The 24525-nt window shown below is 34.5% G+C and carries 25 protein-coding genes and 1 tRNA gene; 14 read left to right on the top strand and 12 right to left on the bottom strand.

The genetic code is table 11. The features are described 5' to 3' along the window. The first annotated feature begins 146 nt into the window (after positions 1-146). From rsfS to A9G42_RS10370, 9 genes are all read left to right on the top strand, one after another. The gene (gene rsfS / locus A9G42_RS10410) at positions 147-494 is read left to right on the top strand and encodes a ribosome silencing factor (RefSeq protein WP_065567927.1); all 348 of its coding nucleotides are present in this window, start codon (positions 147-149) and stop codon (positions 492-494) included. Between the two features lie 4 nt (positions 495-498). Then, entirely contained in the window at positions 499-969 is a 471-nt protein-coding gene (gene rlmH / locus A9G42_RS10405; RefSeq protein WP_065567926.1) for a 23S rRNA (pseudouridine(1915)-N(3))-methyltransferase RlmH, read from the top strand. A gap of 23 nt (positions 970-992) precedes the next feature. Continuing rightward, positions 993-1460, top strand: coding sequence for an rRNA maturation RNase YbeY (gene ybeY, locus A9G42_RS10400; protein WP_065567925.1), 468 nt, complete (start codon positions 993-995; stop codon positions 1458-1460). A gap of 100 nt (positions 1461-1560) precedes the next feature. Further along, positions 1561-2433 (top strand): CNNM family magnesium/cobalt transport protein CorC, encoded by an 873-nt coding sequence (gene corC / locus A9G42_RS10395; RefSeq protein WP_065653385.1) that lies wholly within the window; start codon positions 1561-1563, stop codon positions 2431-2433. Continuing rightward, positions 2426-3967 (top strand): apolipoprotein N-acyltransferase, encoded by a 1542-nt coding sequence (gene lnt, locus A9G42_RS10390; RefSeq protein ID WP_065653384.1) that lies wholly within the window; start codon positions 2426-2428, stop codon positions 3965-3967. The genes corC and lnt overlap by 8 nt, the downstream gene beginning before the upstream one ends. 228 nt (positions 3968-4195) lie before the next feature. Continuing rightward, positions 4196-5104 carry a glutamate/aspartate ABC transporter substrate-binding protein gene (locus A9G42_RS10385; RefSeq protein WP_065587760.1) on the top strand — a complete coding sequence of 303 codons (909 nt, stop codon included), beginning with the start codon at positions 4196-4198 and terminating at the stop codon, positions 5102-5104. Between the two features lie 96 nt (positions 5105-5200). Then, positions 5201-5980 carry an amino acid ABC transporter permease gene (locus A9G42_RS10380; RefSeq protein ID WP_065587759.1) on the top strand — a complete coding sequence of 260 codons (780 nt, stop codon included), beginning with the start codon at positions 5201-5203 and terminating at the stop codon, positions 5978-5980. 1 nt (position 5981) lies between these two features. Then, positions 5982-6683, top strand: a complete 702-nt coding sequence (locus tag A9G42_RS10375) for an ABC transporter permease subunit (RefSeq protein WP_065653383.1) — start codon at positions 5982-5984, stop codon at positions 6681-6683. Beyond that, complete coding sequence (locus tag A9G42_RS10370) at positions 6680-7405, top strand: amino acid ABC transporter ATP-binding protein (RefSeq protein ID WP_065567919.1); 726 nt, start codon at positions 6680-6682, stop codon at positions 7403-7405. Before A9G42_RS10375 ends, A9G42_RS10370 begins: the two co-directional genes overlap by 4 nt. Positions 7406-7512: 107 nt before the next feature. Here the strand turns inward: A9G42_RS10370 and recD are convergent, their stop codons facing one another. The 3 genes from recD to A9G42_RS13970 are packed head-to-tail and all read right to left on the bottom strand — an operon-like array spanning position 7513 to position 10959. Next, positions 7513-9363, bottom strand: a complete 1851-nt coding sequence (recD, locus tag A9G42_RS10365; protein WP_065653382.1) for an exodeoxyribonuclease V subunit alpha — start codon at positions 9361-9363, stop codon at positions 7513-7515. Positions 9364-9387: 24 nt separating this feature from the next. After that, entirely contained in the window at positions 9388-10758 is a 1371-nt protein-coding gene (locus A9G42_RS10360) for a DUF4139 domain-containing protein (protein WP_065653381.1), read from the bottom strand. Positions 10759-10806: 48 nt separating this feature from the next. Then, positions 10807-10959 carry a hypothetical protein gene (locus A9G42_RS13970; protein ID WP_179854646.1) on the bottom strand — a complete coding sequence of 51 codons (153 nt, stop codon included), beginning with the start codon at positions 10957-10959 and terminating at the stop codon, positions 10807-10809. Between the two features lie 239 nt (positions 10960-11198). On the opposite strand from A9G42_RS13970, the gene nadR reads away from it, so the two are divergent. Next, the gene (gene nadR, locus A9G42_RS10355) at positions 11199-12431 is read left to right on the top strand and encodes a multifunctional transcriptional regulator/nicotinamide-nucleotide adenylyltransferase/ribosylnicotinamide kinase NadR (protein WP_065567916.1); all 1233 of its coding nucleotides are present in this window, start codon (positions 11199-11201) and stop codon (positions 12429-12431) included. A gap of 6 nt (positions 12432-12437) precedes the next feature. Further along, positions 12438-13145 (top strand): nicotinamide riboside transporter PnuC, encoded by a 708-nt coding sequence (pnuC, locus tag A9G42_RS10350; RefSeq protein WP_065653380.1) that lies wholly within the window; start codon positions 12438-12440, stop codon positions 13143-13145. 60 nt (positions 13146-13205) lie between these two features. Here the strand turns inward: pnuC and A9G42_RS10345 are convergent, their stop codons facing one another. Genes A9G42_RS10345 through A9G42_RS10320 form a run of 6 tightly spaced genes read right to left on the bottom strand, consistent with a single transcriptional unit; the run spans position 13206 to position 16729 of the window. Then, entirely contained in the window at positions 13206-13832 is a 627-nt protein-coding gene (locus A9G42_RS10345; protein ID WP_065653379.1) for a protein-L-isoaspartate(D-aspartate) O-methyltransferase, read from the bottom strand. A gap of 5 nt (positions 13833-13837) precedes the next feature. Further along, on the bottom strand, positions 13838-14866 hold the full coding sequence (gene truD / locus A9G42_RS10340; protein ID WP_065653378.1) for a tRNA pseudouridine(13) synthase TruD: 1029 nt from the start codon (positions 14864-14866) through the stop codon (positions 13838-13840). A gap of 15 nt (positions 14867-14881) precedes the next feature. Then, a complete protein-coding gene (ispF, locus tag A9G42_RS10335; protein ID WP_065567912.1) occupies positions 14882-15367 on the bottom strand; it encodes a 2-C-methyl-D-erythritol 2,4-cyclodiphosphate synthase in 486 nt (161 codons plus the stop codon). Between the two features lie 4 nt (positions 15368-15371). Further along, on the bottom strand, positions 15372-16085 hold the full coding sequence (gene ispD / locus A9G42_RS10330) for a 2-C-methyl-D-erythritol 4-phosphate cytidylyltransferase (protein WP_065567911.1): 714 nt from the start codon (positions 16083-16085) through the stop codon (positions 15372-15374). Continuing rightward, on the bottom strand, positions 16085-16381 hold the full coding sequence (gene ftsB / locus A9G42_RS10325; protein ID WP_065567910.1) for a cell division protein FtsB: 297 nt from the start codon (positions 16379-16381) through the stop codon (positions 16085-16087). The genes ispD and ftsB overlap by 1 nt, the downstream gene beginning before the upstream one ends. 21 nt (positions 16382-16402) lie before the next feature. Further along, a complete protein-coding gene (locus tag A9G42_RS10320; RefSeq protein WP_442903037.1) occupies positions 16403-16729 on the bottom strand; it encodes a TusE/DsrC/DsvC family sulfur relay protein in 327 nt (108 codons plus the stop codon). Between the two features lie 182 nt (positions 16730-16911). Here A9G42_RS10320 and A9G42_RS10315 point away from each other — a divergent pair. The 3 genes from A9G42_RS10315 to A9G42_RS10305 all read left to right on the top strand — a co-directional run bounded on the left by A9G42_RS10315 (position 16912) and on the right by A9G42_RS10305 (position 18710). Beyond that, positions 16912-16999, top strand: a tRNA-Ser gene (locus A9G42_RS10315). A gap of 342 nt (positions 17000-17341) precedes the next feature. Further along, a complete protein-coding gene (locus tag A9G42_RS10310; protein WP_065653377.1) occupies positions 17342-17878 on the top strand; it encodes a YbhB/YbcL family Raf kinase inhibitor-like protein in 537 nt (178 codons plus the stop codon). A gap of 22 nt (positions 17879-17900) precedes the next feature. Then, entirely contained in the window at positions 17901-18710 is an 810-nt protein-coding gene (locus A9G42_RS10305) for a helix-turn-helix domain-containing protein (RefSeq protein WP_065567908.1), read from the top strand. A gap of 1040 nt (positions 18711-19750) precedes the next feature. On the opposite strand, the gene A9G42_RS10300 is transcribed toward A9G42_RS10305, so the two are convergent. The 3 genes from A9G42_RS10300 to sohB form a co-directional block, all read right to left on the bottom strand. Continuing rightward, complete coding sequence (locus A9G42_RS10300; protein WP_065653376.1) at positions 19751-21352, bottom strand: bifunctional aspartate transaminase/aspartate 4-decarboxylase; 1602 nt, start codon at positions 21350-21352, stop codon at positions 19751-19753. A gap of 29 nt (positions 21353-21381) precedes the next feature. Continuing rightward, positions 21382-23082 (bottom strand): aspartate-alanine antiporter, encoded by a 1701-nt coding sequence (gene aspT / locus A9G42_RS10295; RefSeq protein WP_065653375.1) that lies wholly within the window; start codon positions 23080-23082, stop codon positions 21382-21384. A 288-nt stretch (positions 23083-23370) separates the two neighbouring features. After that, positions 23371-24480 carry a protease SohB gene (gene sohB / locus A9G42_RS10290; protein WP_065653374.1) on the bottom strand — a complete coding sequence of 370 codons (1110 nt, stop codon included), beginning with the start codon at positions 24478-24480 and terminating at the stop codon, positions 23371-23373. Between the last annotated feature and the right edge of the window lie 45 nt (positions 24481-24525).

Here is a 24525-nt window from a genome sequence, read left to right as displayed (position 1 = left end):
GCTTTTGTAGAGAAGACAATAGTGTTTTTATGTGTAGACTAGGTTGCGAACTTTTTACTGAAATGCATAGATTATCTGAAACTGTTTGACAAACTATTTCTCGCCAAATTTTATCATCACCGTTATTTTTAATAATATATGTTATAATGACGCTTTATTTTTTAATAAGAGAGATTATTTTGCAACAGTCGTTACAAGATTTTATTATTGATAAAATTGATGATTTAAAAGGTAAAGATATTGTTACCCTTGATGTCCGTGGTAAATCAAGCATTACTGATTATATGATTATTTGTACGGGGACGTCTAACCGTCATGTTTCGTCTATCGCCAACCATTTGCTTGATGAAGCAAAAAAACAAGGCCATTTGGTATTAGGCAGTGAAGGAAAAAGTGATGCAGATTGGGTTGTAGTTGATATGGATTCAGTGATTGTACATATCATGCAAGAAGAAAGCCGCCAGCTTTACGAACTTGAGAAACTTTGGAGTTAATTACGTGAAAATACAGCTTATTGCTGTTGGCAATAAAATGCCAAACTGGGTTACCACTGCTTTTGGTGATTATCAGTCACGATTCCCTAAAGATATGCCTTTAGAACTTATTGAAATCCCCGCTGGCAAACGCACCAAAAATGCAGATATTGTCCGAATTTTAGATAAAGAAGGCGAGGCAATGCTAGGTGCTTGCGGTAAAAGCAATCGTATTGTAACGCTTGATATTCCAGGTAAGCCTTATACCACGCACCATTTAGCCGATCAGTTAGAACGCTGGAAAGTCGATGGGCGTGATGTGAGTTTATTAATTGGTGGGCCAGAAGGCTTGTCCCCAGCTTGCAAAGCAGCGGCAGAACAGAGTTGGTCACTGTCGCCCTTGACACTTCCTCACCCTTTAGTGCGTGTTATTGTGGCTGAAAGCCTCTACCGAGCTTGGAGCTTAACCGCTAATCATCCTTATCACCGTGAATAATAACGTAAGGTCAACAAAATAAGATGAGCGCCATTATTTTAGATTTACAAATTGCTACAAAAGAGCAACAGAATTTACCCAGCGAAGCACAAATTTTGCAATGGTTAGACGTTATTTTACCTCAGTTTATGGATAACGCCGAGCTGACTATCCGTATTGTTGATGAACAAGAAAGCCAGCAGTTAAATTATACTTATCGCCATAAAGATAAACCAACTAATGTTTTATCTTTTCCGTTTGAATCTCCTGTTGAGATTGAGGTTCCTTTATTGGGCGACCTCATTATTTGTAAGCAAGTTGTGGAAACTGAAGCTGTACAACAACATAAATCACTAACCTCACACTGGGCGCATATGATTGTGCATGGTTGTTTACATTTGCTGGGTTATGATCATATTCTTGACGAAGAAGCCGAAGAAATGGAAAATATCGAAATTGATATCATGCAGCAGCTAGGATTTAAAGATCCTTATCAGCCTATTGACGAATAAAAGCACACAATTAACCGTTTAACTCAATAGCAATTGAATGAGTTAAACACAAATATAAAATAAGCAACATTAATAACAAAGCAAGAAAGGAAAAGAGCAAATGAGTGATGATAATCACCGGAGACCTAAAAAAGGGTTTACATTATGGTTAAGTCAGTTGTTTAATTCGGAGCCCAAAGATAAAGAAGAACTGATTGAAGTGATTCGTGAAGCGGAAGAAAACGAACTTATCGATCCCGATACGCTCGATATGATTGAAGGTGTTATGGATATAGCCGAACAGCGCATTCGTGATATTATGATACCCCGTTCACAAATTATCACAATTAAAGACAATTATACCCTCGATGAATGTTTAGATATTATTTCTGAACATGGGCACTCCCGTTATCCTGTTATTAGTGAAGATAGAGATCACATAGAAGGCATTTTATTAGCTAAAGATCTTTTGATTTTTATTCGCCAAGGTATTGATAATTTTGATCTCAAAAAAATTCTTAGACCAACCGTTGTTGTTCCGGAAAGCAAACGCGTTGATCATATGTTAAAAGAATTTCGGATGCAACGCTATCATATGGCGATGGCAATAGATGAGTTTGGCGGTGTTTCTGGCCTTGTGACAATTGAAGATATTTTAGAGCTTATCGTAGGCGATATTGAAGATGAATATGATGAGGTTGAAGATCGTGATATTCGCCGTTTAACGGCCTCAGTCTACACAGTGCGAGCACTAACTCCCGTTGAAGATTTTAATGATATTTTTGCAACTCATTTTAGTGATGAAGAAATGGACACCATTGGAGGGCTGATCATGCAACATTTTGGTCGATTACCTTTACGTGGTGAAAGCATTACCATTGATGGTTATCAATTTAAAGTCGCCATTGCAGACAGACGACGAATCATTCAATTACATGTCACCATTCCTGATGGTGCAACCGTGCCCAATTTAGAGTTACCTGAAAATGCTTAAACAGATATTATTAAGTATATTTCTTGGTGCAATAGCCGTTTTTAGTTATGCACCTTTTCATATTTGGCCGTTAGCTTTTGTCTCGTTTGCGGGTTTTTTATGGCTTATTGCTGATAAATCTAAAAAACAAGCCATGCTATTGGGATTAACTTGGGGTATCGGCTATTTTACATCTGGCGTGCATTGGGTTTATATCAGCATAAAACAATATGGAGAATTACCTCTACCCGTTGCCATTATTATTTTAGGCTTTTTAATCCTGTATTTATCGCTTTATCCTATGCTTTTTGCTCTTCTATTAAGAATGGTAAATCGTTTTGCTGGACAATTTTCATTTAATCAACTAGTACTTGCAGCACCAATGCTTTGGCAAATAACTGAGTTTTTACGTGGTTATATATTGACTGGATTTGCTTGGTTACAGCTCGGTTATAGTCAACTTGATAGCCCACTGCGAGCCTATTTCCCTATAGGGGGAATAGATTGTGTTACTTTATTGCTTACTATTTTGTGTGGGTTATTTATTTATAGTATTAAGTCAATAACCATCAAAACATCCCGAAAGCACGCAATTGGTGCGATTATCGCACTGTTTACGCTCTTTATTGCACCAATTTCATTCAGCAATATTAATTGGACTACTGTAGACAAAACGCGCTCGGCTCATTTTGCGTTAATTCAAGGAAATATTTCGCAGTCAATCCGCTGGACAAAAGAACAGCTCAATAACACGTTACAAACCTATACTAAACTTACCTTAGACAATCTAAATAAAAATGAAATTATCATCTGGTCAGAAGCCAGTATCACCGATTACGAAATCAATCAGCAAACTTTTTTGCAATATTTAGATAACCAAGCTAGAGCTCATGATGCTGAAATTGCCGTGGGCATTCTTGATTATCGTTTTGGTGAAGAAGGATATCAATCCAATGGAGATATCTATAATACCCTGTTAGTGCTTGGTGAAAAAGAACCTTATCAATACCCAACAACCAATCGTTATAGAAAACATCATTTGGTACCCTTTGGTGAGTTTACACCGCTAGAGTCAATACTTGAACCGATTGCCGCCATTCTCGATATTCCAATGTCATCAATGAAACCTGGCGAAACAACACAACCTCAATTACACATAAAAGGCTTTAAATTTACACCCGCTATTTGTTATGAAGTGATTTTATCGAATTTAATCCATCAAAACTTTGCCTCTGATACCGATTTTTTACTTACTGTTTCAAATGATGCTTGGTTTGGCGATAGCATTGGTCCTAAACAACATTTACAGATGGCACAAGCTAGGGCGCTGGAATTTGGCAGACCTTTAATTCGCAGTACCAATACGGGAATTACTGCAATTATTGATGAGCATGGTAATATCGTTAAACAATTACCACAATTTGAAACAGGTGTTTTATCAGCATCTGTATCGCCCACAATAGGTTTAACACCTTATGCAAAATGGGGCACTCTACCCTATTTTGTAATTATGATATTAATGTTTATCTCACTTTTTATAAAACGACGTTCATAATTTACAATACTGGCATAATTATTGCTTATTATATAATTGGATTTAAATAAGTATTGGTGTAATTCGTAGCCATAATATTATGCGAATTATTGATTGCACCTAGTTTCAATGATAAACAAATAAACAGTAAAAAGTACTTTTATGATAAAAAATAAGTTATAATATACCCCCTTTGTAAAAATATTAAAATTATTTAATATGATACAAACTAAACAGTAGGAGATGAGTATGAACAGAAAGACAAAATTAACCAAACTAGTGTTATCATTTGCAATGTTAGGCCTAATGACTAGTTCAGCTATTGCAGAGGAACTTAGTGGTACATTAGCCAAAATTAAAGATAGTGGCGTTATTGTTGTTGGTCATCGTGAATCTTCAATTCCATTTTCCTATTATGGTGAAAAACAAGAAGTTATTGGTTATTCACAAGATTATTCTAATTTAATCGTTGATGCGGTTAAAAAAGAATTAAACATGCCTGATCTTAAAGTGAAATACTTACCAGTGACTTCTAAGACTCGTATTCAATTACTCAATAACTACACTTACGATTTTGAGTGTGGCTCGACAACTAATAATGTTGAACGCCAAAAAACGGTTGGTTTTTCAGACAGCATTTTTATTGTTGGTACTCGATTCTTAGTAAAAGCTGATAGCAATATCAATAGTATTGAGGATTTAAAAGGCAAAAATGTGGTCACTACGGCAGGTACAACGTCTGAAATTCGTTTAAACCAAATCAACAATAAAAATAATTTAGGTATTCGTATCATTACGCCAAAAGATCATGGTGATGCGTTTAATGCATTAGAAACAGGTCGTGCTGCTGCATTTTTGATGGATGACGCACTACTTGCAGGTGAACGCTCACGCGCAATTAATCCCGCTGAATGGAAAATTGTGGGCGAACCACTTTCTTATGAAGCTTACGGCTGTATGCTAAGAAAAGGCGATACACAATTTAAGCAATTAATGGATAAGACAATTGCTGATGCGCAAAAATCAGGAAAAGCACTAGAATCCTATAATAAATGGTTTACTCAACCTGTTCCGCCAAAAGGCGCAAATATGGATCTTGAAATTTCACCCAAAATGGTTGAGCTTTTTGCCAATCCTAACGATAAAGCATTAGATTAATACTTTTCTTATCTTTCTAATCCAATGTACTAAATGTTTTTAACATAATGTTTTTAACATTTAGTACATAACCTAATTTTATGTATAAAGTATATTATGAATTCTTATGAAATATTTAAGTCTGAGATAATTCAATTCTTTGAAAAATTTAACTGGGCTTTGTTTTTTGAACCAACACCTTACGGTGATGGAATTTACCTAAATTGGCTGTTAAATGGTATTTTTGTGACAGTTTCATTAGCTGCGGCTGCATGGATCATCGCATTTATACTAGGATCGCTTGTGGGAATATGTAGAACCTTAGAAAATCGGTTTCTAAATAACTTTGCAGCAGGCTATATTCAGCTATTTCGTAATATTCCGCTACTCGTACAAATGTTTTTATGGTACATGTTATTTCCGGAAATCTTAACTGGGAGTTTAAAAACATGGTTTATTTCTGGTTTATCGCCTAATGTTAGCTCTTTTATCACAGCTGCAATTGCTTTGGGGTTATTTACATCTGCGCGTATTGCTGAGCAAGTAAGAACGGGTATTCAAACCTTACCTAAAGGTCAACGATATGCCGCCATTGCACTTGGATTAACCAATCAACAAGCTTATATGCATGTTTTATTGCCAAATGCTTACCGACGTATTATTCCACCTTTAACATCAGAAATGACCAATATTATTAAAAATTCATCGGTTGCTTCAACTATTGGGTTAATTGATTTAATCGGTCAAATCGATCGTATTAATGAGTCAACCAATAGTATTGTGGAAATATTATGTGGAGTCACTATTGCATTTATGTTAATTAACTATGCTGTATTGACTATTATGCGAATTGTTGAAAAACACACGCGTTTACCTAATATGAATCATGGAGGATAAAATGCAGTTATTTAATTGGATTGCCAATATCCCCTCACTCATGTTAAACAACTACCACTTATTACTAAGTGGGCTATGGTTAACAACGAAAATTACTTTTACTGCGGTGATTTTTGGTATTGTTTGGGGGACAGTACTGGCATTAATGCGTTTATCAAATAATAAATTATTTAATATTTTTGCTAAATGCTATGTCAACCTATTCCGTTCTATCCCGCTATTATTAGTATTGTTATGGTTCTATTTAGCATTGCCACAGGTTATTAAATATGTATTTAATCTTCCTCCTTATGCTGACGTACGAATTATTTCTGCAATGATTGCTTTTGCACTTTTTGAAGCTGCTTATTATTCTGAAATTATTCGTGCAGGTATTAATGCTGTTGCTAAAGGCCAATATCATGCAGCTTACGCTTTGGGTATGACTAAAGGCCAAGCCATGCGTTTAATTATTTTACCGCAAGCTTTTAGATCGATGGTGCCACTATTATTAACTCAAGGTATTATCTTATTCCAAGATACTTCTTTGGTGTATGTAATGAGCTTAATAGACCTATTTGGAGCAAGTGTGACACAAATCGGTAATGTACAAGGTGGTACGGTTAAGTATTCAATGATTATTTTTGCAGCAGCAAGTTATTTTATAATTTGTTTTACTGCTTCACGTTTAGTTAATTATTACAAAAAAGGGATAAATCGATGATCTCCTTAGAAAATATATCAAAATGGTATGGACAATTTCAGGTATTAAAAAACTGCACAACAAGAGTCGGTAAAGGCGAGGTTGTGGTTGTTTGTGGTCCTTCGGGTTCAGGAAAATCAACCTTAATAAAAACCGTAAACGCTTTAGAGCCTATTCAACAGGGTAAAATTATTATTAATGGGACAGAAATAACTAGCAAATCAACCAATTTAGCCAAATTACGTTCTAAAGTAGGCATGGTGTTTCAACATTTTGAGTTATTCCCACACTTAACTATTTTAAAAAATCTAACACTTGCACAAATTAAAGTGTTAGGTCGAACAGATGAAGAAGCTCAAGAAAAAGCACTTAACCTTCTAGAACGTGTTGGGTTACTGGCTCATGCCAATAAATACCCTGCTCAGCTTTCTGGTGGTCAACAGCAACGCGTGGCTATTGCTCGCGCGTTATGTATGGATCCGATTGTGATGCTGTTTGACGAACCAACCTCAGCACTAGATCCCGAAATGGTAAACGAAGTATTAGATGTTATGGTTGAGCTCGCTTATGAAGGTATGACCATGATGGTCGTTACTCATGAAATGGGCTTTGCCCGTAAAGTGGCGCACCGAGTTATCTTTATGGATGCCGGCGAAATTATTGAAGATACCTCAAAAGAACAGTTCTTTACTAATCCACAATCAGATCGTGCTAAAGACTTTTTAGCTAAAATTATCCATTAATTCAATTATTACAGGGCTTATTGCCCTGTTTTATTACTCCACCCGAAACTTTTACCAACAAACCCGATAAATAACAATTCATTTAACAGTGCTTAAAATACTCAAACTTATGAGTTATTTTGTAATAAATCCACTAAACCACTATGCCTTTGTGTCTGTGATTTAATCGCTTGTATTAAAATTGATTCAACTGCATAAATTGCAACGGTTTTTTTAGCACGGGTAATTGCGGTATAAAGCAAAGAACGATTGAGCAACGGCGAATAATCAATTGGCAGAATCACATTAACATAATCAAACTCTGATCCTTGCGATTTATGGATGGTCATGGCATAAGCAGTCTCATGTTCAGGTAATCGAAATGGTGAAAACCCTTTAATTGAACCATCTGCGAAAGGAAAATACACTCGTAACTTTGAGCTATCATTTTCTGCCATTAATGTAATGCCAATATCGCCATTATACAGCCCTAATGAAGCACTATTACGTAAAATCATAATTGGTCTGCCAACATACCATGTTTCTTTATTTTTTAAATGAATCAATTTACTTTTAGCTAATAATAACTCAATTTGTTTGTTTAAACCTTCTACACCAAAATGACCTTCTCTTACGGCACAAAGTAAACGATATTCGGCGAATTTAGCTAAAACTGCCGCAATATCATGCGTTCCGCTTTGCTTAATCATATTTAAATAATGTTGATAATGATTAATACTATCTTGTAAAACATCATGATAAGCTTGCTGAGATGAAAGTGCGTGATATTGGATATCACTTAACGACTCATCAAATAGTAATTTCTTAACAACCGTTGAACGTCCCTCTTTTACTGCATTAGCCAATAACCCAATACCAGATGATTCATTGAAGCGATAACTCTTTTGTAATAAGCAAATACTGTCAGTGATTGCAACTGTTTGCTTGCAAGCCGGTACAATATAGCCAGTTAATTGGCTAAGTTCTTTGGCTCGTGGCTCACTATAACCATGTGTAATAAAAGTACAAAGGTCACCAAATACGGCACCTGCTTCAACTGATGATAATTGATCTTTATCGCCTAATAAAATTAAACGAGCAGCATTTGGTAGTGCCTCAATAACCCTTGCCATCATATTTAAGTCCACCATTGACGCTTCATCAATCACTAATACATCGACATGCAATCGGTTGTTCTTATCATGCTTGAATGAACGATTATCTGCTTTTGCACCTAATAAGCGGTGTAAAGTGATCGCTTCAGCTTTTATATTTAGTGCTGTCACAGAGAGTTGTTCTATTGCTCGGCTCAATGATTCGGTTAGCCTTGATGCGGCTTTACCCGTTGGCGCTGCGGTAATCAAGCGAGCTTTTGGGTTGGTTTGCATAATTGCGGCTAAAATTTTGGCAACAGTGGTTGTTTTGCCAGTACCAGGTCCCCCCGAAATAATAGCAACTTTACGTGTTAATGCCAAAGCGACGGCTACTTTTTGCCAATCAATTTCAGATTCATTGTAGACAAAAAGCTGATTAAGTATCGCGCTTAAATCAGCATCACCGCTTAACTCTTTATCCAGCGTTGTGTGATTAAAATATTGAGCGACATTTTTTTCATCCAACCACATACGTTGAAAATAGAGTTTATTTTCAATAAAGATAAGCGGAGATAAACTTGCTCCATCGCTCACAACCTGATGATTACCTGCTTGTTCTAGTGTGAGTTTCCAATCATGCTCGCTCGGTGATCCTAAATCTAACCAAAGTTGCGGCTCAATAGTAGATTGAGTTAAGTAAGTAAGATCCAGACAAACATGACCAGATCTTACCTCTTTACTTAACGATAGCACCAAAAAACTAAAACGTTTAGCCGTAATATCATCATTTAGCTTCGCTTTATTGGTTAGAAAATATGCCAAATGAATATCCAGCAAACTAATTTGGCTGTCTTGTTTAAATTGGCTGAGCCACTGATTTAACATATTTTACGTCTATTATTAACTTATCTACAATCCAATTATATCGCTAACTTTATCTTTTGGATAAGTAAGTTTAAAGCTTAAATTAAGATTTTTATTTTCGTTTGGATTTAATTTAAATTGCCACATTAATGTGCCAGTCTTTTTATCATAATTTGCATCATCATATTTAGCATCATCAAGCACTACTGTCTTGTTTATAATATTCGGTAGCTGATCATAAACAATAATATCAATTGGTAGCGATTTGGCATTTTTTACATCAATGGTATAAGCATATTTTTGTGAAATATCATTACCAAATAACGAAGGTTTTGATGTTTCATTAATATTACGATTACGCGATATAAAAATGTTTTTATCTTTTCCTAAAGAGATATCCAATGTTTCTTTTAAATCTTTAGTAGTAATAAAACTCTCACCAATATAATTGCCATCAAAAAATACTGTCGATTTTCCAGGCAAAAGGTCTAATTTATCCCAATCAGTAATTTGTGCTTGTAAGTACACGCTACTATCTAATTTAGGAATGGCAATGTAATGATATTTTGCTTCAACTTCTTTGTTCTGTAACGTAAGGATATTACTTTGGGTATTCGATTTAATGGTATAGGGCAATTTAACCTCAAAGCGCGTGTTAATGCCTAAAGTATTGGTTAATGCATTATCATCAGGGCGAACGGATCTTGATACTTTTGCACTTATATCATCATGTTTAGAAAAAAAGAAGCCACCTTTTTCAGAATAGATATCAATATGCCAAGGCAATAAATCAGGCGCCGTTATTCCGTCACTTGGATTAGAAGTCGATAAACTAAAATCGATATTCTGCCAATTCAAGCCACTATTTTGATAAATATCTGCTTTATAAGTTAATTGTAACGGGGAGTTGATATCAGCAACACGCACATCATAAACTGGAACCCAACCAGCTTTATTGGTGACATAAGATAAAGTAACTGGTAATGTCATATCTTTGTCAGAATAAACCTTAACGATAATTGCACTGTTAGGACTGTTTGTTAATGCTTTGCGCTTATCAATTTTATCTTGACATTGCCTTATTTGGACATCTATCTGATCGACTTCTTTTTGACGTTTATTTTGTTCATTTAGTGTTGCGATTAAATTGGTTTTAATGAAATCTAAGGTATTTTTCATTCCACTTAAACTATCATTGTCACTTTTTACTAATAAATCTAAACGATTTCCTTGTAAAAGAGCAACTTGTTCAGATATGGCTTTTAATTGAATATCAGCCGTATCACGTTTTTCATGTAATTGCTGTAACTCTTCAAGTAAAGGCTTAATTTCGTCATTTTGTTTATCATTGTTAGAATAATCTTCATTTAATGACGTTGAGAGTACTTTTACATTAGCATTTTTACCAAATCCCACATTAATTGAATTAGCTCTAACACCATCAGCAATTCCAGTTAATGCAATTTAGCTTTCACCTTTAGCTAACGACACCGTTGACTGCCCTTGCAATTCAGCTCCTTGCAAAAACAGGGTTACTTTATTGAGTGTTACATTATTGCTGGCAAAAACGCTACCAGAAGCGAATGCGATTAAAAAAGCAATTTGTTGAATTTTCATTTTCATTTTTCTCTTTTATAAAAAATTAATTTCACCTATTTTAATATCTCATGTTATCAGTTAATTAAGTTATAGCACAATTATTAATACTCAAAAGAGTATTTATTCTTTTTAATTTAATTGTTATAAATTGCCAATAACCTATATCAAAATAAATTATTTTTGTTTAATATATTGAACAAAGTGCAGAATTGATTTATATTGTGTTTAAGATAAAAAACAAAATATAAGGAGATCTTATGTGTGACTTCAGTTATTTAAAAACAGTAATAAAGCGAAAAAACATATCATTACAAACAGTTGCCGATGCCTGCCACATGACTAAAGGCTACCTAAGCCAGCTAATTAATAATAAAATTAAAAATCCAAGTGCACAAAAATTACAATCACTTCATCAATATTTACAAATTGAAGAATCAACCCAAAACAAAAAAGTGGGGGTTATTTTTGGTAAGTTTTATCCTTTACATACAGGACATATCTATCTCATTCAGCGCGCAATCAGCCAAGTGGATGAACTCTATGTCGTACTTTGTTCTGATACAACTCGTGATATGACACTATTTGAACAAAGTGCTATGTCCCGCCAACCAACAATTAACGATCGTATTCGCTGGTTACTGCAAACTTTTAAATATCAAAAAAATATCCACATTGAATTACTCGAAGAAGACGGTATTCCAGCTTATCCTAATGGTTGGCATGAATGGAGTGAGCGGGTAAAAAAATTATTTAAAACCAAAGGAATTAACCCTGATCTTGTGTATTCAAGCGAACCACAAGATGTTGCTATGTATAAAGATTTGTTTGATCTAGAAACCGTCTTAATTGATCCAAAACGACAATTTATGCAAATAAGTGGTACTCAAATCCGTCAAGCACCGCTAAAAAACTGGCAATACATACCAACCGAAGTTAGACCATTTTTTGTTAGAACCGTTGCCATTTTAGGAGGTGAATCTAGTGGTAAATCGACTTTAGTGAATAAACTAGCAAACGTATTTAACACAACCAGTGCATGGGAATATGGTCGGGATTATGTATTTTCTCAACTTGGCGGGGACGAACGCGCATTACAGTATGCTGACTACGATAAAATCGCATTAGGGCATGCACAATATATCGATTTTGCCATAAAACATGCCAATAAAATTTCATTTATTGATACCGATTTTGTGACAACTCAAGCTTTTTGTAAAAAATATGAAGGTAAAGAACATCCATTTTTACAAGCTATGATCAATAACTATCGTTTTGATTTAGTGATTTTACTTGGCAATAACACGCCATGGGTGGCTGACGGTTTACGTCATTTAGGCAGTCCAAAACAACGTAAAGATTTTCAAAAACTATTAATAACGTTATTAGAAAAAAATAATATCAAATATATAGAAATAGAATCGCCCGATTACGAAGAACGTTATTTACGTTGCATTGAACTAGTTAATCAACTTATTAATGATGAAGAGTAATGAATTATGAATAAATTAAGCAATCTTGCCATTTTAATTGGACGCAGTAAATTCTATCCATTTTTTTGTATATTATGTGTAACACTAGCATTCTTATACACTGACCCATTTACTGAATTTGATTTACGCTATGCTACTTCTTACATAGGCGCTTTTTGCGGTCTGCTATGTGTTATCTTATTAGCAAAACGTAAAAACATGGGGAATGTATTAGGTATGTTTGCCGTAGTTGCAGAATGTTGTGCTAATGTTCTTGGCGGCAATATTGGTGCAGGACTACCGCCAGTCTACTATTTTTGTTCACACATCTATGGTTTATTCACTTGGAAAAAGAACCTTGATAATAATAAAAACGTTAAAGTTCGCTCACTCAATGAAACCACATTTTTATATACAATCATATTTCTTATTATTGCCGCTTTTATTAATATTTATTTAACGGATAAAATTGGTGCAACTAATACAACCTACCAACTAATAACTAACTGTTTTATATTTGGTCTAGGTATTGTTGCTCAATTATTATTGATGATGCGCTATGCGTTTAACTGGTATTTATGGGTTATATTAAATGTACTGGTAATTGGTTTAAATATCTATACCGACAATATCGTTATTGCAACACAATACTTAATTTACTTGTTTAATGCTATTTATGGAATCTGTGAATGGGAACGTTCTAAGCAGAAACAAGATATTGTCAAAATATTTTAGAACCAAGTGCATTTCAAATAGAAAATAAATATTTTATTTTCTATTTGAAATGCAGACCCATTATTCTATATCGCCTTTAACTAAAGGAACAAATATTACCTCACCCATATCTTTCACGATAAAATTATGTCCATCACGCTCAATTAATTGGAGAGTCTGTTTATTTTCACCAACCGGAATAACTAGCCGGCCTTTATCTGCTAATTGTTCTAATAAACATTGTGGTACTTCGGATGCGGCGGCAGTAACGATAATACCGTCAAATGGCCCTCGCTCTGGCCAACCTAACCAACCATCACCATGGCGTGTCGAAATATTATGAATATCAAGTTGTTTTAAACGGCGTTTAGTATTCCATTGCAAACTCTTGATACGTTCCAGCGAACAAACATGTTCAACTAATTTTGCCAAAACCGCAGTTTGATATCCCGATCCTGTACCAATTTCGAGCACTTTTGAGTGAGGCTCTAACCTTAATAATTCGGTCATCTTTGCTACAATATAGGGCTGAGAAATAGTTTGCCCATTACCTATTGGTAAGGGACAATTATCATAAGCTTGATGGGACAACGCCTCATCAACAAAATGTTCTCGAGGAATTGAAGCGATAGCATCTAAAACTCGCTCATCTTTTATTGCTTGTTGACGCAAAAATTTAATTAGGGACTGCATTTTTGGGCTTTGCATTTTGGCTACTCATTTTCTATTATTAATTCACGTATCACACTTGTTGCATAACAACCTGATGGCAAATAAAAATCAAGTTCAAGACTATGACAATCTAACCATTGCCAATTGAGTTGATCTGCTCGTAACAATAGTGAGCGCCTTGCTGTCTCAACGCGCTCTTTTTTAAATAGATCATAAAATTCAGACCAATTTTCTAAACATTCTTGTTCAAACTCCAACGCTTTAAATTGTGTACCTAGTGGTGAATCCCCCATCATTGGTGCTGTAACATTAATCTCACCGTTTTCTAAACGTGCTTGTAACAATGCTAGCTCATCTGTTTGTGCAACAAACCAACTACTGCGTTGTGCTAGTTGTAATATATCGCCATCAATAACAGTTTTATGAAGCTGTTGTCCAATTCGTTTACTCACAATGTCGTTAAAAATAGCACTTCTCGCTGCAGAGAGATAAAAACTTCTTTTTTTTCTATCTTTAACCGTAATAGCCCCTTTTGCCCAGTTTATAGCTTGGGTAATATTATTTTCACCACGGCCAAAGCGTTGCTCACCAAAATAATTAGGCACACCATGTTGTTTGATCAATGCTAATTTAGATTCGATTTCAGATTGAGCGGTTAAATCTCTTAAAATAATTTTAAAATAGTTACCTTTTAACGCCCCTATTTTTAATTTTTTATTATGCCGGGTAACTTTTAATATCTGACAATTTGCTAAATCAAATCCTGAGAAGTCTGGCGTTTGTTGACCTGGCATATGTAAGCTAAACCATTGCGTTGTTATCGCTTGACGATCTTTTAATCCTGCATAACTCACTAACTTAGTTGAAATACCAACATATTTAGCTAACTGTTCAGCCACAAAAATAGTGTTACAATCACGTTTTTGCAAATAAACTAAAACATGCTCACCCTCACCAGTCAACTCAAAACCAAGATGTTCTGTAACGACAAAATCTTCGTATTGTTGCTTATATTGCCCTGTGGCTGTCGGTTTTCCATATAAATAATTAAGTTGTGTTAACACTTGTATTGCCTACTTTTAAATTTAATCTGTTTTAGTTTTTCGAGCTAATAATACTACTGCTTGGCAAGCAATGCCCTCTTTACGTCCCGTAAAGCCTAACTGCTCGGTTGTTGTTGCTTTTACACTAATTTGCTCAAAATGAACTTTTAAATCTTCAGCTATATTAACTCTCATTTGATCAACATGCGGTCTCATCTTGGGTTCTTGCGCAATGATAGTGGCATCTAAATTCACTAATTCATAACCTTTAACTTGAACAATACTGTACACATCTTTCAATAAGATCCGACTATCTATGCCTTTATATTTTGGATCTGTATCGGGAAATAGCTTACCAATATCGCCTAATGCTAATGCACCAATCAGCGCATCTGTTATTGCATGTAATAAAACATCGCCATCAGAATGAGCAATAAGTCCATATTGATAAGGAATTTTTACACCAGCAAGCGTAATTGGACCTTCACCACCAAACTTATGGACATCAAATCCATGACCTATTCTCATATTTTTACCTATTTAAAATTTGCTTAGTTAAATAAAAATTAGCCAACGCTAAATCTTCAGGACGCGTTATTTTTATATTGTCTCGACGACATTCAATTAATAAAGGATGCCCCCCACAATACTCAATAGCTGAAGCTTCATCAGTAATTGCGATATGGTTATTTAAAGCATGTTGTAAGCAAGATTTTAACTCACCAGCATTGAATAATTGAGGTGTTGCTGCGCCCCATAAATAAGTTCGATCTTCAGAGTAATCAATAATAGTGTCATTATCTTGGCATGCTCGTTTTATCGTATCGCTAATACGCATAGCCAAAATACCACCTTGCTTTTTATTAATCACCGTTTCTATCAAGCGAGATATGTCATCATGATCCACACAAGGTCTTGCGGCATCATGAACTAATGCCCATTGCTTATCATTTAATAATTGTAATCCAGCTAACACAGAATCAGCACGAGTTTTACCGCCTAAAGTGATACTAATGTTATCGTGCGAAGCTATTGAGAGCGAGCTAAAGATGTTATCCTCAGGGCTAATAACAACAATAACTTTCGCTATTTGAGGGTGTGTTAATAATTTATTTAGTGTGTGCTCTAAGATTGTTTTTGAATCGATTTTTAAATACTGTTTAGGGATTTGGCTATTCATGCGACAGCCAATTCCTGCAGCTGGCACAATAGCGATAATATTATTAAGATTATTCATGTTATGCATTATCGTTTTTTTGAATCTGAATCAATAATAATTCGATAAAAATATTCATTAGCTTTTACCATACCTAAATGACTGCGAGCCCTCTCCTCTATCGCTTCAGAACCACGTTGTAGATCGTTAATTTCAGCAAACATTTGCTCATTACGAGCCTTCAATTTCTCATTATCAGCCCGCAAACTGGCTAACATCTCTACATTATCTCGATAATCGTACACATTATTTTTGCCATACCATAAAGAATATTGGAGATAACCAAACACAACTAATAGTAATAAAGGGAGCTTCCATCTTATCATGAATGTAACGTTATCCTTTATCTATATACATTTAACGGGCTTTGGTAAGCCTGCAAGTTTAGTCGCTTGTTTAGCTGGGCCATCAGGAAATAACTTATACAAATAGCGACTATTACCCTTTTGTGCACCGAACTTCTTTTCCATCGCTTTAACTAACGCACGTATAGCTGGTGATGTTTTATATTCTAAGTAAAAATCACGGACAAATAAGATAACCTCCCAATGCGCATCAGTTAACTCAATACACTCATTAGCAGCCAGTTCAGGAACCAAATCAATAGTCCAATCCTGCCAGTTTTTTAAATAGCCTTTATCATCGGTTTCTATTTGCTCTAACATTTTTAACATACGCTAATTCATTTGCGTTTTATTATACTCAATTAATCAAAATCCAACACTAATTTTGAAAAAGAAAGCGCCATCATTGTGTGTTTTCTATATAATTTGATTAAATTTAAAGCAAACAATAAAAAATATTAAAATAGCTATTTACAAATAAGCAAGTCTACTTTAATATTCACAGCCATTGCGGAAGTGTGGCTGAGCGGTTGAAAGCACCGGTCTTGAAAACCGGCGAGGGGCGACCCTCCCAGAGTTCGAATCTCTGCGCTTCCGCCATCTTCTCTCAAGGCATAGAAAAAATCAATATCTAAAAAATCATATCAAATAAAACACCATGTTTTAATATTTTGTTAGGGACTGTCAAGTTAACTTTTAATGGTAAATTGTAATTTGATAGCTATCTTCTAATTCAAACCCATGTTAGAAAATTAATTTGACAATATCCATACAAGGGATGGGTTAAATTGATAGCACCAAATCGTGTTAAAAAACTTCACTAAACTCTAAATAGAATTATTATCTAAGCACATTTGTACTATAATTGAGCTAATTTGTGCAGAATTTTTATTATTTTCTATCTAAAATAATTTCACTCTAATTTATGATAAGAGAAATAAAGTGAAAAAGATAATAATTTTTATTTTGTATTTAGTCAGTTTTAATACTTTCGCACAAAGCTTTAGCATACAAAGTAGTGATCTGTCCAAGAATGGTTTTACTAGTCAATATATTGCTAATGAATTTGGCTGTAATGGTGAGAAAATTTCACCTAGTCTTAGTTGGAACGACCCACCTCAAGGTACAAAAAGCTTCGTCATTACTATGTATGACCAAGATGCGCCAACTGGCTCTGGTTGGTGGCACTGGGTAGTCGCCAATATACCTGCGAATGTAAATTATATTGTAAAAAATGCAGGTAATAATACCTTGCTATTACCAAAAGGAAGCAAAGCTGTGCGCAATGATTTTGGTAATGTTTATTATGGGGGGCCATGCCCACCCAAAGGCACAAGTCATCGCTATATTTTTACTATTTATGCTTTGAGTATTGAACATATTAATGTTAGTGATTCAACATCCCCCGCATTAATAGGATTTATTGCAAATACGAATCTATTAGGTAAAGCGACAATAATGTACAATTATCAGCAATAAAATATTGCTAATAGGATATTTTTTGAATCAGGTAATAAAAAAATCACAGCAACTTACTACATTAGGTCAGTACTCACGAGTTTCACAAAGTTGTAATTATAAATTATCGCAGGTGAGAATAGTTGATCCAATGTTAATTCGTATAGTTCAAGGATCAAAGGTTATCAGCTATAAAGGTGAAATTTATGAGATATTAGCAGGAGAATTATTAGTTGTTCCTGCTAACAGTCTTTTAGATATTACTAATCAAAATATTCAAAATAAAATTTATTTGGCCGACTGTTTTACTTGGCCACAAGAAATACTAAAACAGTATGAGTCTTTAAAAACCACACAGTCAACAGACTTTACCCATCAGATAAAAATCGTGCGATCTGTTCCCAATATTTTTAATGCATCAATAAATTATACAATCAGTATTATTCAAGATCCTCTCTCAAATTATGATTTGCTTTTACATCAATTTATACAATTATTACGATGCTTAGAAATAGTAAATATTAATTTTCCTATCTCAGTAAATGAAGGTCTTAAGCAGAAGCTGGAACGATTAATTTTAGGTGCACCTACAAAAAAATGGCAATCAAAAGCAATTGCAAAACATTTTGCCATGAGTGAGTCAACATTAAGGCGACGCCTATCTGATGAAGGAACAAGTTTGTCTAATATACTGTTTGAGGCAAGAATGAGTTATGGATTAAAGCTACTACAAACCACTCATTTAAATATTACACAAATCGCACAAGAAGTTGGATATGATTCAGGATCTAGATTTGCAATTTATTTCCGTAAGCGGTTCGGTTTTTCACCAAAGCACATGAGAGATAGATAATTTTGAACCAGAGTGTTTTGTAATTCTTTGGTTGGCACCGTCAAATTAACTTTTTTCATAAAGCTAAATTTGATGATCATCACTCAGAACTTCGGTTTGACTTTGATTGAACACCATATTATTTTAGTCCATAGCAATCCAATATAGTCCACTTTTAAAAGGTAGAACACAGTTATATATATGAGGTGAGTAATGAATAAATTATATGAAATCAATTACTTGGAATTAACTGGATGTTTTTATTTTTTCCTGCGCTTTCGCTATCTTCTTTAAACTTGTTTTAAAATAAATATATTAAAATTTAGCATATCGTTTCACATTAATTATTATTATCTTAAAGCGCCAATTACTTCTTCATTTTTCACTTTTTTACATACTAAATCTACCAATATAATCGCAAGTAGTAGCAAATAATCAAAGATGTGTTATTGATAGATTATCTGTATTAAGATTACTATAAAAAAATAGTTAACTTGACAGTATTGAACTGCCCGCTAGGATGGTGATAATTCAGGCTGAAAGCCCTACAAATAAACGCGTACCTTCCTTGTATTATTATTTTTATTCAATGTGTTATTATTTCTCATTGACTAGAAAAGGGTAATAACTTCATACTTAGTAAGGATTAAAATCTAGCAACTATAAAGATAGAGCTTGTTCAAAAACAGGTCAGGCAAAAGTAGAATATGAACCTGCTTTTGGCTCATCAGAGCTAAGGAAAATGATTGCTGAACAGTATGAAAATGATAATCAATGACCTTATGATCAGTGCGTGGTTTTTTATTATGAAAGTTTATTAAAAACCAATTTTGGCAATTATTTAAGAGTATCCATTGCCCATGTAAAAAATGAGACTCTAGTCGCATAATGTGTTGTGGAAGTGACAGATCAAAAGTTTACTGCATTACAAAAGCAAACTAAGCTGAAAACAGATGGAACACCTCGTAATACATTGAAAAATTAACTTGCTAACTCAATAAAAAAACCCTAGATAAACTAGGGTTTGATTAATAGTTAGATGAACAAATCTAAATAATTAACTATTTTTTATCTGATTTGCCCTTATACTCATCATAATACTCTTCAGCCAATTTACGCATTGATAAGCCAATCGCTGCATATTGATATTCATTTAAGTTAGCTAACGATGCTCGAGCAGAAGGATGTTGTACAGCAAATCCTTTACCTGGTAATAGAACGACCCCCGCTTCGTCTGCTATTCTAAATAACATCTCAGTCGGATTTTTATTTTTTAATATCCATTGAGCAAATTTATCGTCATATAATTCTCGGCAAATATGCTCAAGATCAACAAGTGTATAATAATCAACACTGTTTTCATCAGTTGTATGTTTAAGCCCCAAATGTTGGTAAAGCGATGCTGCACGGCGACGAATAAGTGATTTTAATGCGTTTTTATAGCTTTGATCACTATCCATCATTTCACACAATGCAAATAAGACCATTTGTACTTGTTGTGGTGTTGAAAGGCCGGCAGTGTGGTTTAATGCTACAGCGCGGCTATCAGCCACTAAGCGATCGATAAATTTAAGATTTTCCGGATCAGTTGTTATTGAGCTATAGCGTTTATTTAAGATCTGTTTAGTTTTGCTTGGTAATGCTTTAATGGTTTTATCTATCACATTATCATTAGCCGTTGCTATAACACCTAATCGCCAACCTGTCGCACCAAAGTATTTAGAAAATGAATAAACTAAAATGGTATTTTTAGGACAAATGGCAAATAAAGATTGGAAATCATCGGCAAATGTACCATAAACGTCATCAGTCAAAATAATCAATTCAGGGCGTTTTTTAACAATATCAGCGATAATTTTTAAGCTTTTATCATCAATTTTAACTGATGGTGGATTAGATGGATTAACAACAAAAAAGGCTTTAATTGCTGGATCTTCTAATTTACGCAATTCTGGCTCAGGATATTGCCAATTTGAATTAGGATCAGAATTAATTAATACCTCAACTAATTGATAATCATTAAGTTCTGGAATTTCAAGATAAGGTGTGAATATAGGCGCACCAATAGCAATTTTATCACCTTTTTGAATTAATCCGTTTTCTTTCATGGAGTTAAAAATATAAGCCATGGCGGCTGTACCACCCTCAACGGCAAATAAATCGATATTATCACGATCTAGATATTGGGCCCCCATTTGCTGTAACACATAGGCTTTAACAATATCTTCACTAAAGTGAAGCATTCTATCAGGTACAGGATAATTACATCCTAAAATACCTTCTACCATTTCTTGTAAAAAAGCGTTTTCATCAAGCCCAAGTTGATCTCGGATGTAAGAAAAAGCTTTACCTAAAAATGCCACACCAGGGGTATTATAATTTTGACAAATAAAATGTTCAAAGCGTCCAGTTAATCCTGCTTTAATTGGCATACCGCCAACACCTTCATTTAAATATGAAAATGACATTTCGGATTCTTGAGTTGCAAACACACCTAATTGGAAAAATGCTTGACGAGGCCAAGTAGCCAAAAAGTTTGGATTACCTCTACCCGCATTTAACATCACCCGATCAGTATGGCTTTGTGCCAGTTTAATTAAGTTATCTTTTAATTCAAAAGGACTTAAATTAGCATATTGGCTATATTCTGTTTTGTTTTTCATACATTAGTACCCTTAATTTGATATATCAATTAAACAAAAGCAACAACTAATGGACCTAATAAAGTTAGGAAAACATTAGCTAAAGCGTAAGTAATAGCAAAAGAGTTAGTTGGCGTTGAATTGCCAGCTTTATTGAGCACTTCACCAAAAGCGGGGTTAGCACTTCGCGATCCTGCTAAAGCACCAGCAAATACTGCTGCATTTTTATAGCCAAGCACATATTTTCCGAAATAAATGGCAAGTAGCATTGGTAGCAAAGTAACAACCACACCAATTAAAAATAGAGATAAACCTTGTTCTTCAATTGTATTAATTGCTTGAAGACCAGAACTTAATCCCACAACAGCAACAAATCCAGCTAAGCCAAAATCTTTTAAAAGTTGCACTGCACCAGTAGGAATATTACCGATAGTTTGGTGAACCGAACGATACCAACCAAATAATAATCCTGATAAAAGCGCTCCACCTCCAGCACCTAATGTGATAGGAATATTACTTACACGAATCACAATTAAGCCAATAATAAGGCCAACAACAAGCCCTAAACCATGGAATATCCAGTCAGTTTTTTCACTTTTGGTAATGGGTGCACCGATTTTGTCAATAACACGACGAAGATCACTATCAGCACCATAAATAGTAATAACATCACCAAGTTTTAAATAAATATCGTTATTAAGGGGAAGAGGTTGTCCATCACGATTAATCGCTAAAAGATAGATGCCATGTTTTAACTTCATCACTTCATCTGATTGAAGTACTTGAGTAAGATTTTCACCCTCATAACGGTTATTACGCATTTCAACATCTAACTTATTCATTACCACATCCATTCCAGATGCTGAATTCACTTCACTACCAAGTAGATCATGTACTTTAATCATTGAATCACGATGACCCACAACAAGAATAATATCTTTCGACTTTAATACTGTTTCTGGCATTGCTTCAATGATTTTATTGCCACGTTTGATACGCTCAATACTAATGCCATTAATAGTTTGTTCAACTTGCGCCACTGTTTGATTAATTTTATTGGTAATACGATACAACCGACCACTAATATCAGATAAAGCTAGATTTTGATCAGAGCTTAATGAAAGCGAACCATGAAGTTGCTCAGCCTGTGCTTTTATTGCATCATCACCAATATCTTTACCCATGATTTTTGGCAGAATATTGACGCAGACAATAATGGCACCTAGTGAACCAAATATATAGGTCACAGCATAACCAATAGTTACATTTGCTTGCATTTTTCTTAATTCATCTGCGCTTAAACCTAATTGGCTTAATGCATCAGAGGCTGTGCCCATAATTGCCGATTGTGTCAAACCACCCGCAGCTAATCCAGCTGCAAGACCTTTGTCTAAATGGAATAATTTGGCTAGTACGATAACAGTCACAAAACTTGCAACTGCAATAAATAATGCTAAGAAGATTTCACGTAAGGTTTTTATACCAAGTGAACGGAAAAATTGCGGACCACTTTCATAACCCACTGCATAAATAAATAACGCAAAAAGAATCGCTTTAACACCAGCGTCAATAGTCACACCAAAAACGCTTAAAGCGACAGCAACAAGCAACGAACCAGCAACACCACCGAGTTGGAATTTGCCTATCCTAATGCCACCAATCAAATACCCTAAACTCAACGATAGAAATAATAAAATTTCGGGGGAATGTTTTAGTCCATCTAAAATCCAGTTTGAAAGCCATTGAAACATAATAATTGTCCTCAAGCGTAATGATTTATGAATTAAAAAAAGAAATGTAATAAGGTGGAGCTATATCCATCAAACTATATGAATATAGACTTATATTAAATTGCAATTAGATTAATAGATAGTCAGTTTTAACAATTAATATTATCGTTAGAAGATAATAGATAATGATTGTGGGAATTAAATAAAAAAGATAATGATTTGATTTATAAATAAAAAATAAATAATATGCCAATCAGCATATTATTAATACGAAATTATGAATAATTCAATGCATTATAAAATGGGCTATCACAGCCCGTTTCCTTGCCTTAAAAACAGTCTTTCCACACCTTTTATTACATTTTTAGCTAACTTTTCAGATAGTTTTTGCCGACGTAAATAACTAACAGAGATAATTTTATGTGTATCTAAGTGAGATAAGATAAAGTCATCACTCGTACTGATTTCGTCAACTAAGCCTTTATCTTTAGCTTGAGTTGCAAACCAGTGCTCGCCAGTTGCAACTTGTTCGATATCAACATTTGGGCGGTATTCTTTAACAAAGCCTTTAAATAAAAGATGGGTTTCTTCAAGCTCTTGTTTGAATTTTTGTCGACCTTCATCGGTGTTTTCACCAAACATGGTTAAAGTACGCTTATACGCACCTGCTGTTTGCAATTCAATATCCACATCATGCTTTTTAAGCAAGCGATTAAAGTTAGGAATTTGAGCAACTACCCCAATAGAGCCCACAATAGCAAATGGTGCAGCAATGATTTTTGACGCAGTACATGCCATCATATACCCACCACTGGCTGCAACTTTATCGACGACAGCCGTAAAAGGAATATTACGCTGTCTAAACCGTAACAACTGCGATGCCGCAAGCCCATAACCATGGACTACACCACCTGGGCTTTCAAGTTTTACTACAACTTCATCTTCTGGTTTAATAACAGCTAATACAGCGGTAATTTCTTGGCGTAATTCTTCAACTTCGTGCGCATCCATACTACCATTGAAAGACAATACAAATAATTTAGGTTTGGCTTGTTGATCTATATTGTTTTCTGCCAACTTTGTTGCATTATCTAGCGCCGATTTTTCGTCAGATTTTTCTTGGTTTTTGACTTGTTTCTTTTTTTGTTTAGCCGCTAATTTTGCCTGTTTCTTTTCAAGTTTTTTCTGTTTTTTTAGATCTTTCATAAACAGCTTAGCTTCTAGTTCGTCCATACTTGACATTAACATATCATCTTTAACTTGCTCATATTCTTGACTAATGTCTTTGACTGATAAACGCCCACCAACCGTTGCTGATTTACGACGTTGGCTTAATATAAAAATCAGTATTGCTAAAATGGCAATAACGACTGTCGCCGTCTCTGCTAAGAAAAGCGAATATTCGGAAAACCAATTCATTTAACTATTTCCTTTTATTGAATGTATTTAGTTATTATAACAAGA

The organism is Gilliamella sp. Nev6-6 (genome assembly GCF_001690605.1).
GTDB lineage: Bacteria > Pseudomonadota > Gammaproteobacteria > Enterobacterales > Orbaceae > Gilliamella > Gilliamella apicola_C.
The sequence above is the reverse complement of the archived record's forward strand: the minus strand, read 5'-3'. Positions and strand labels throughout refer to the sequence as shown.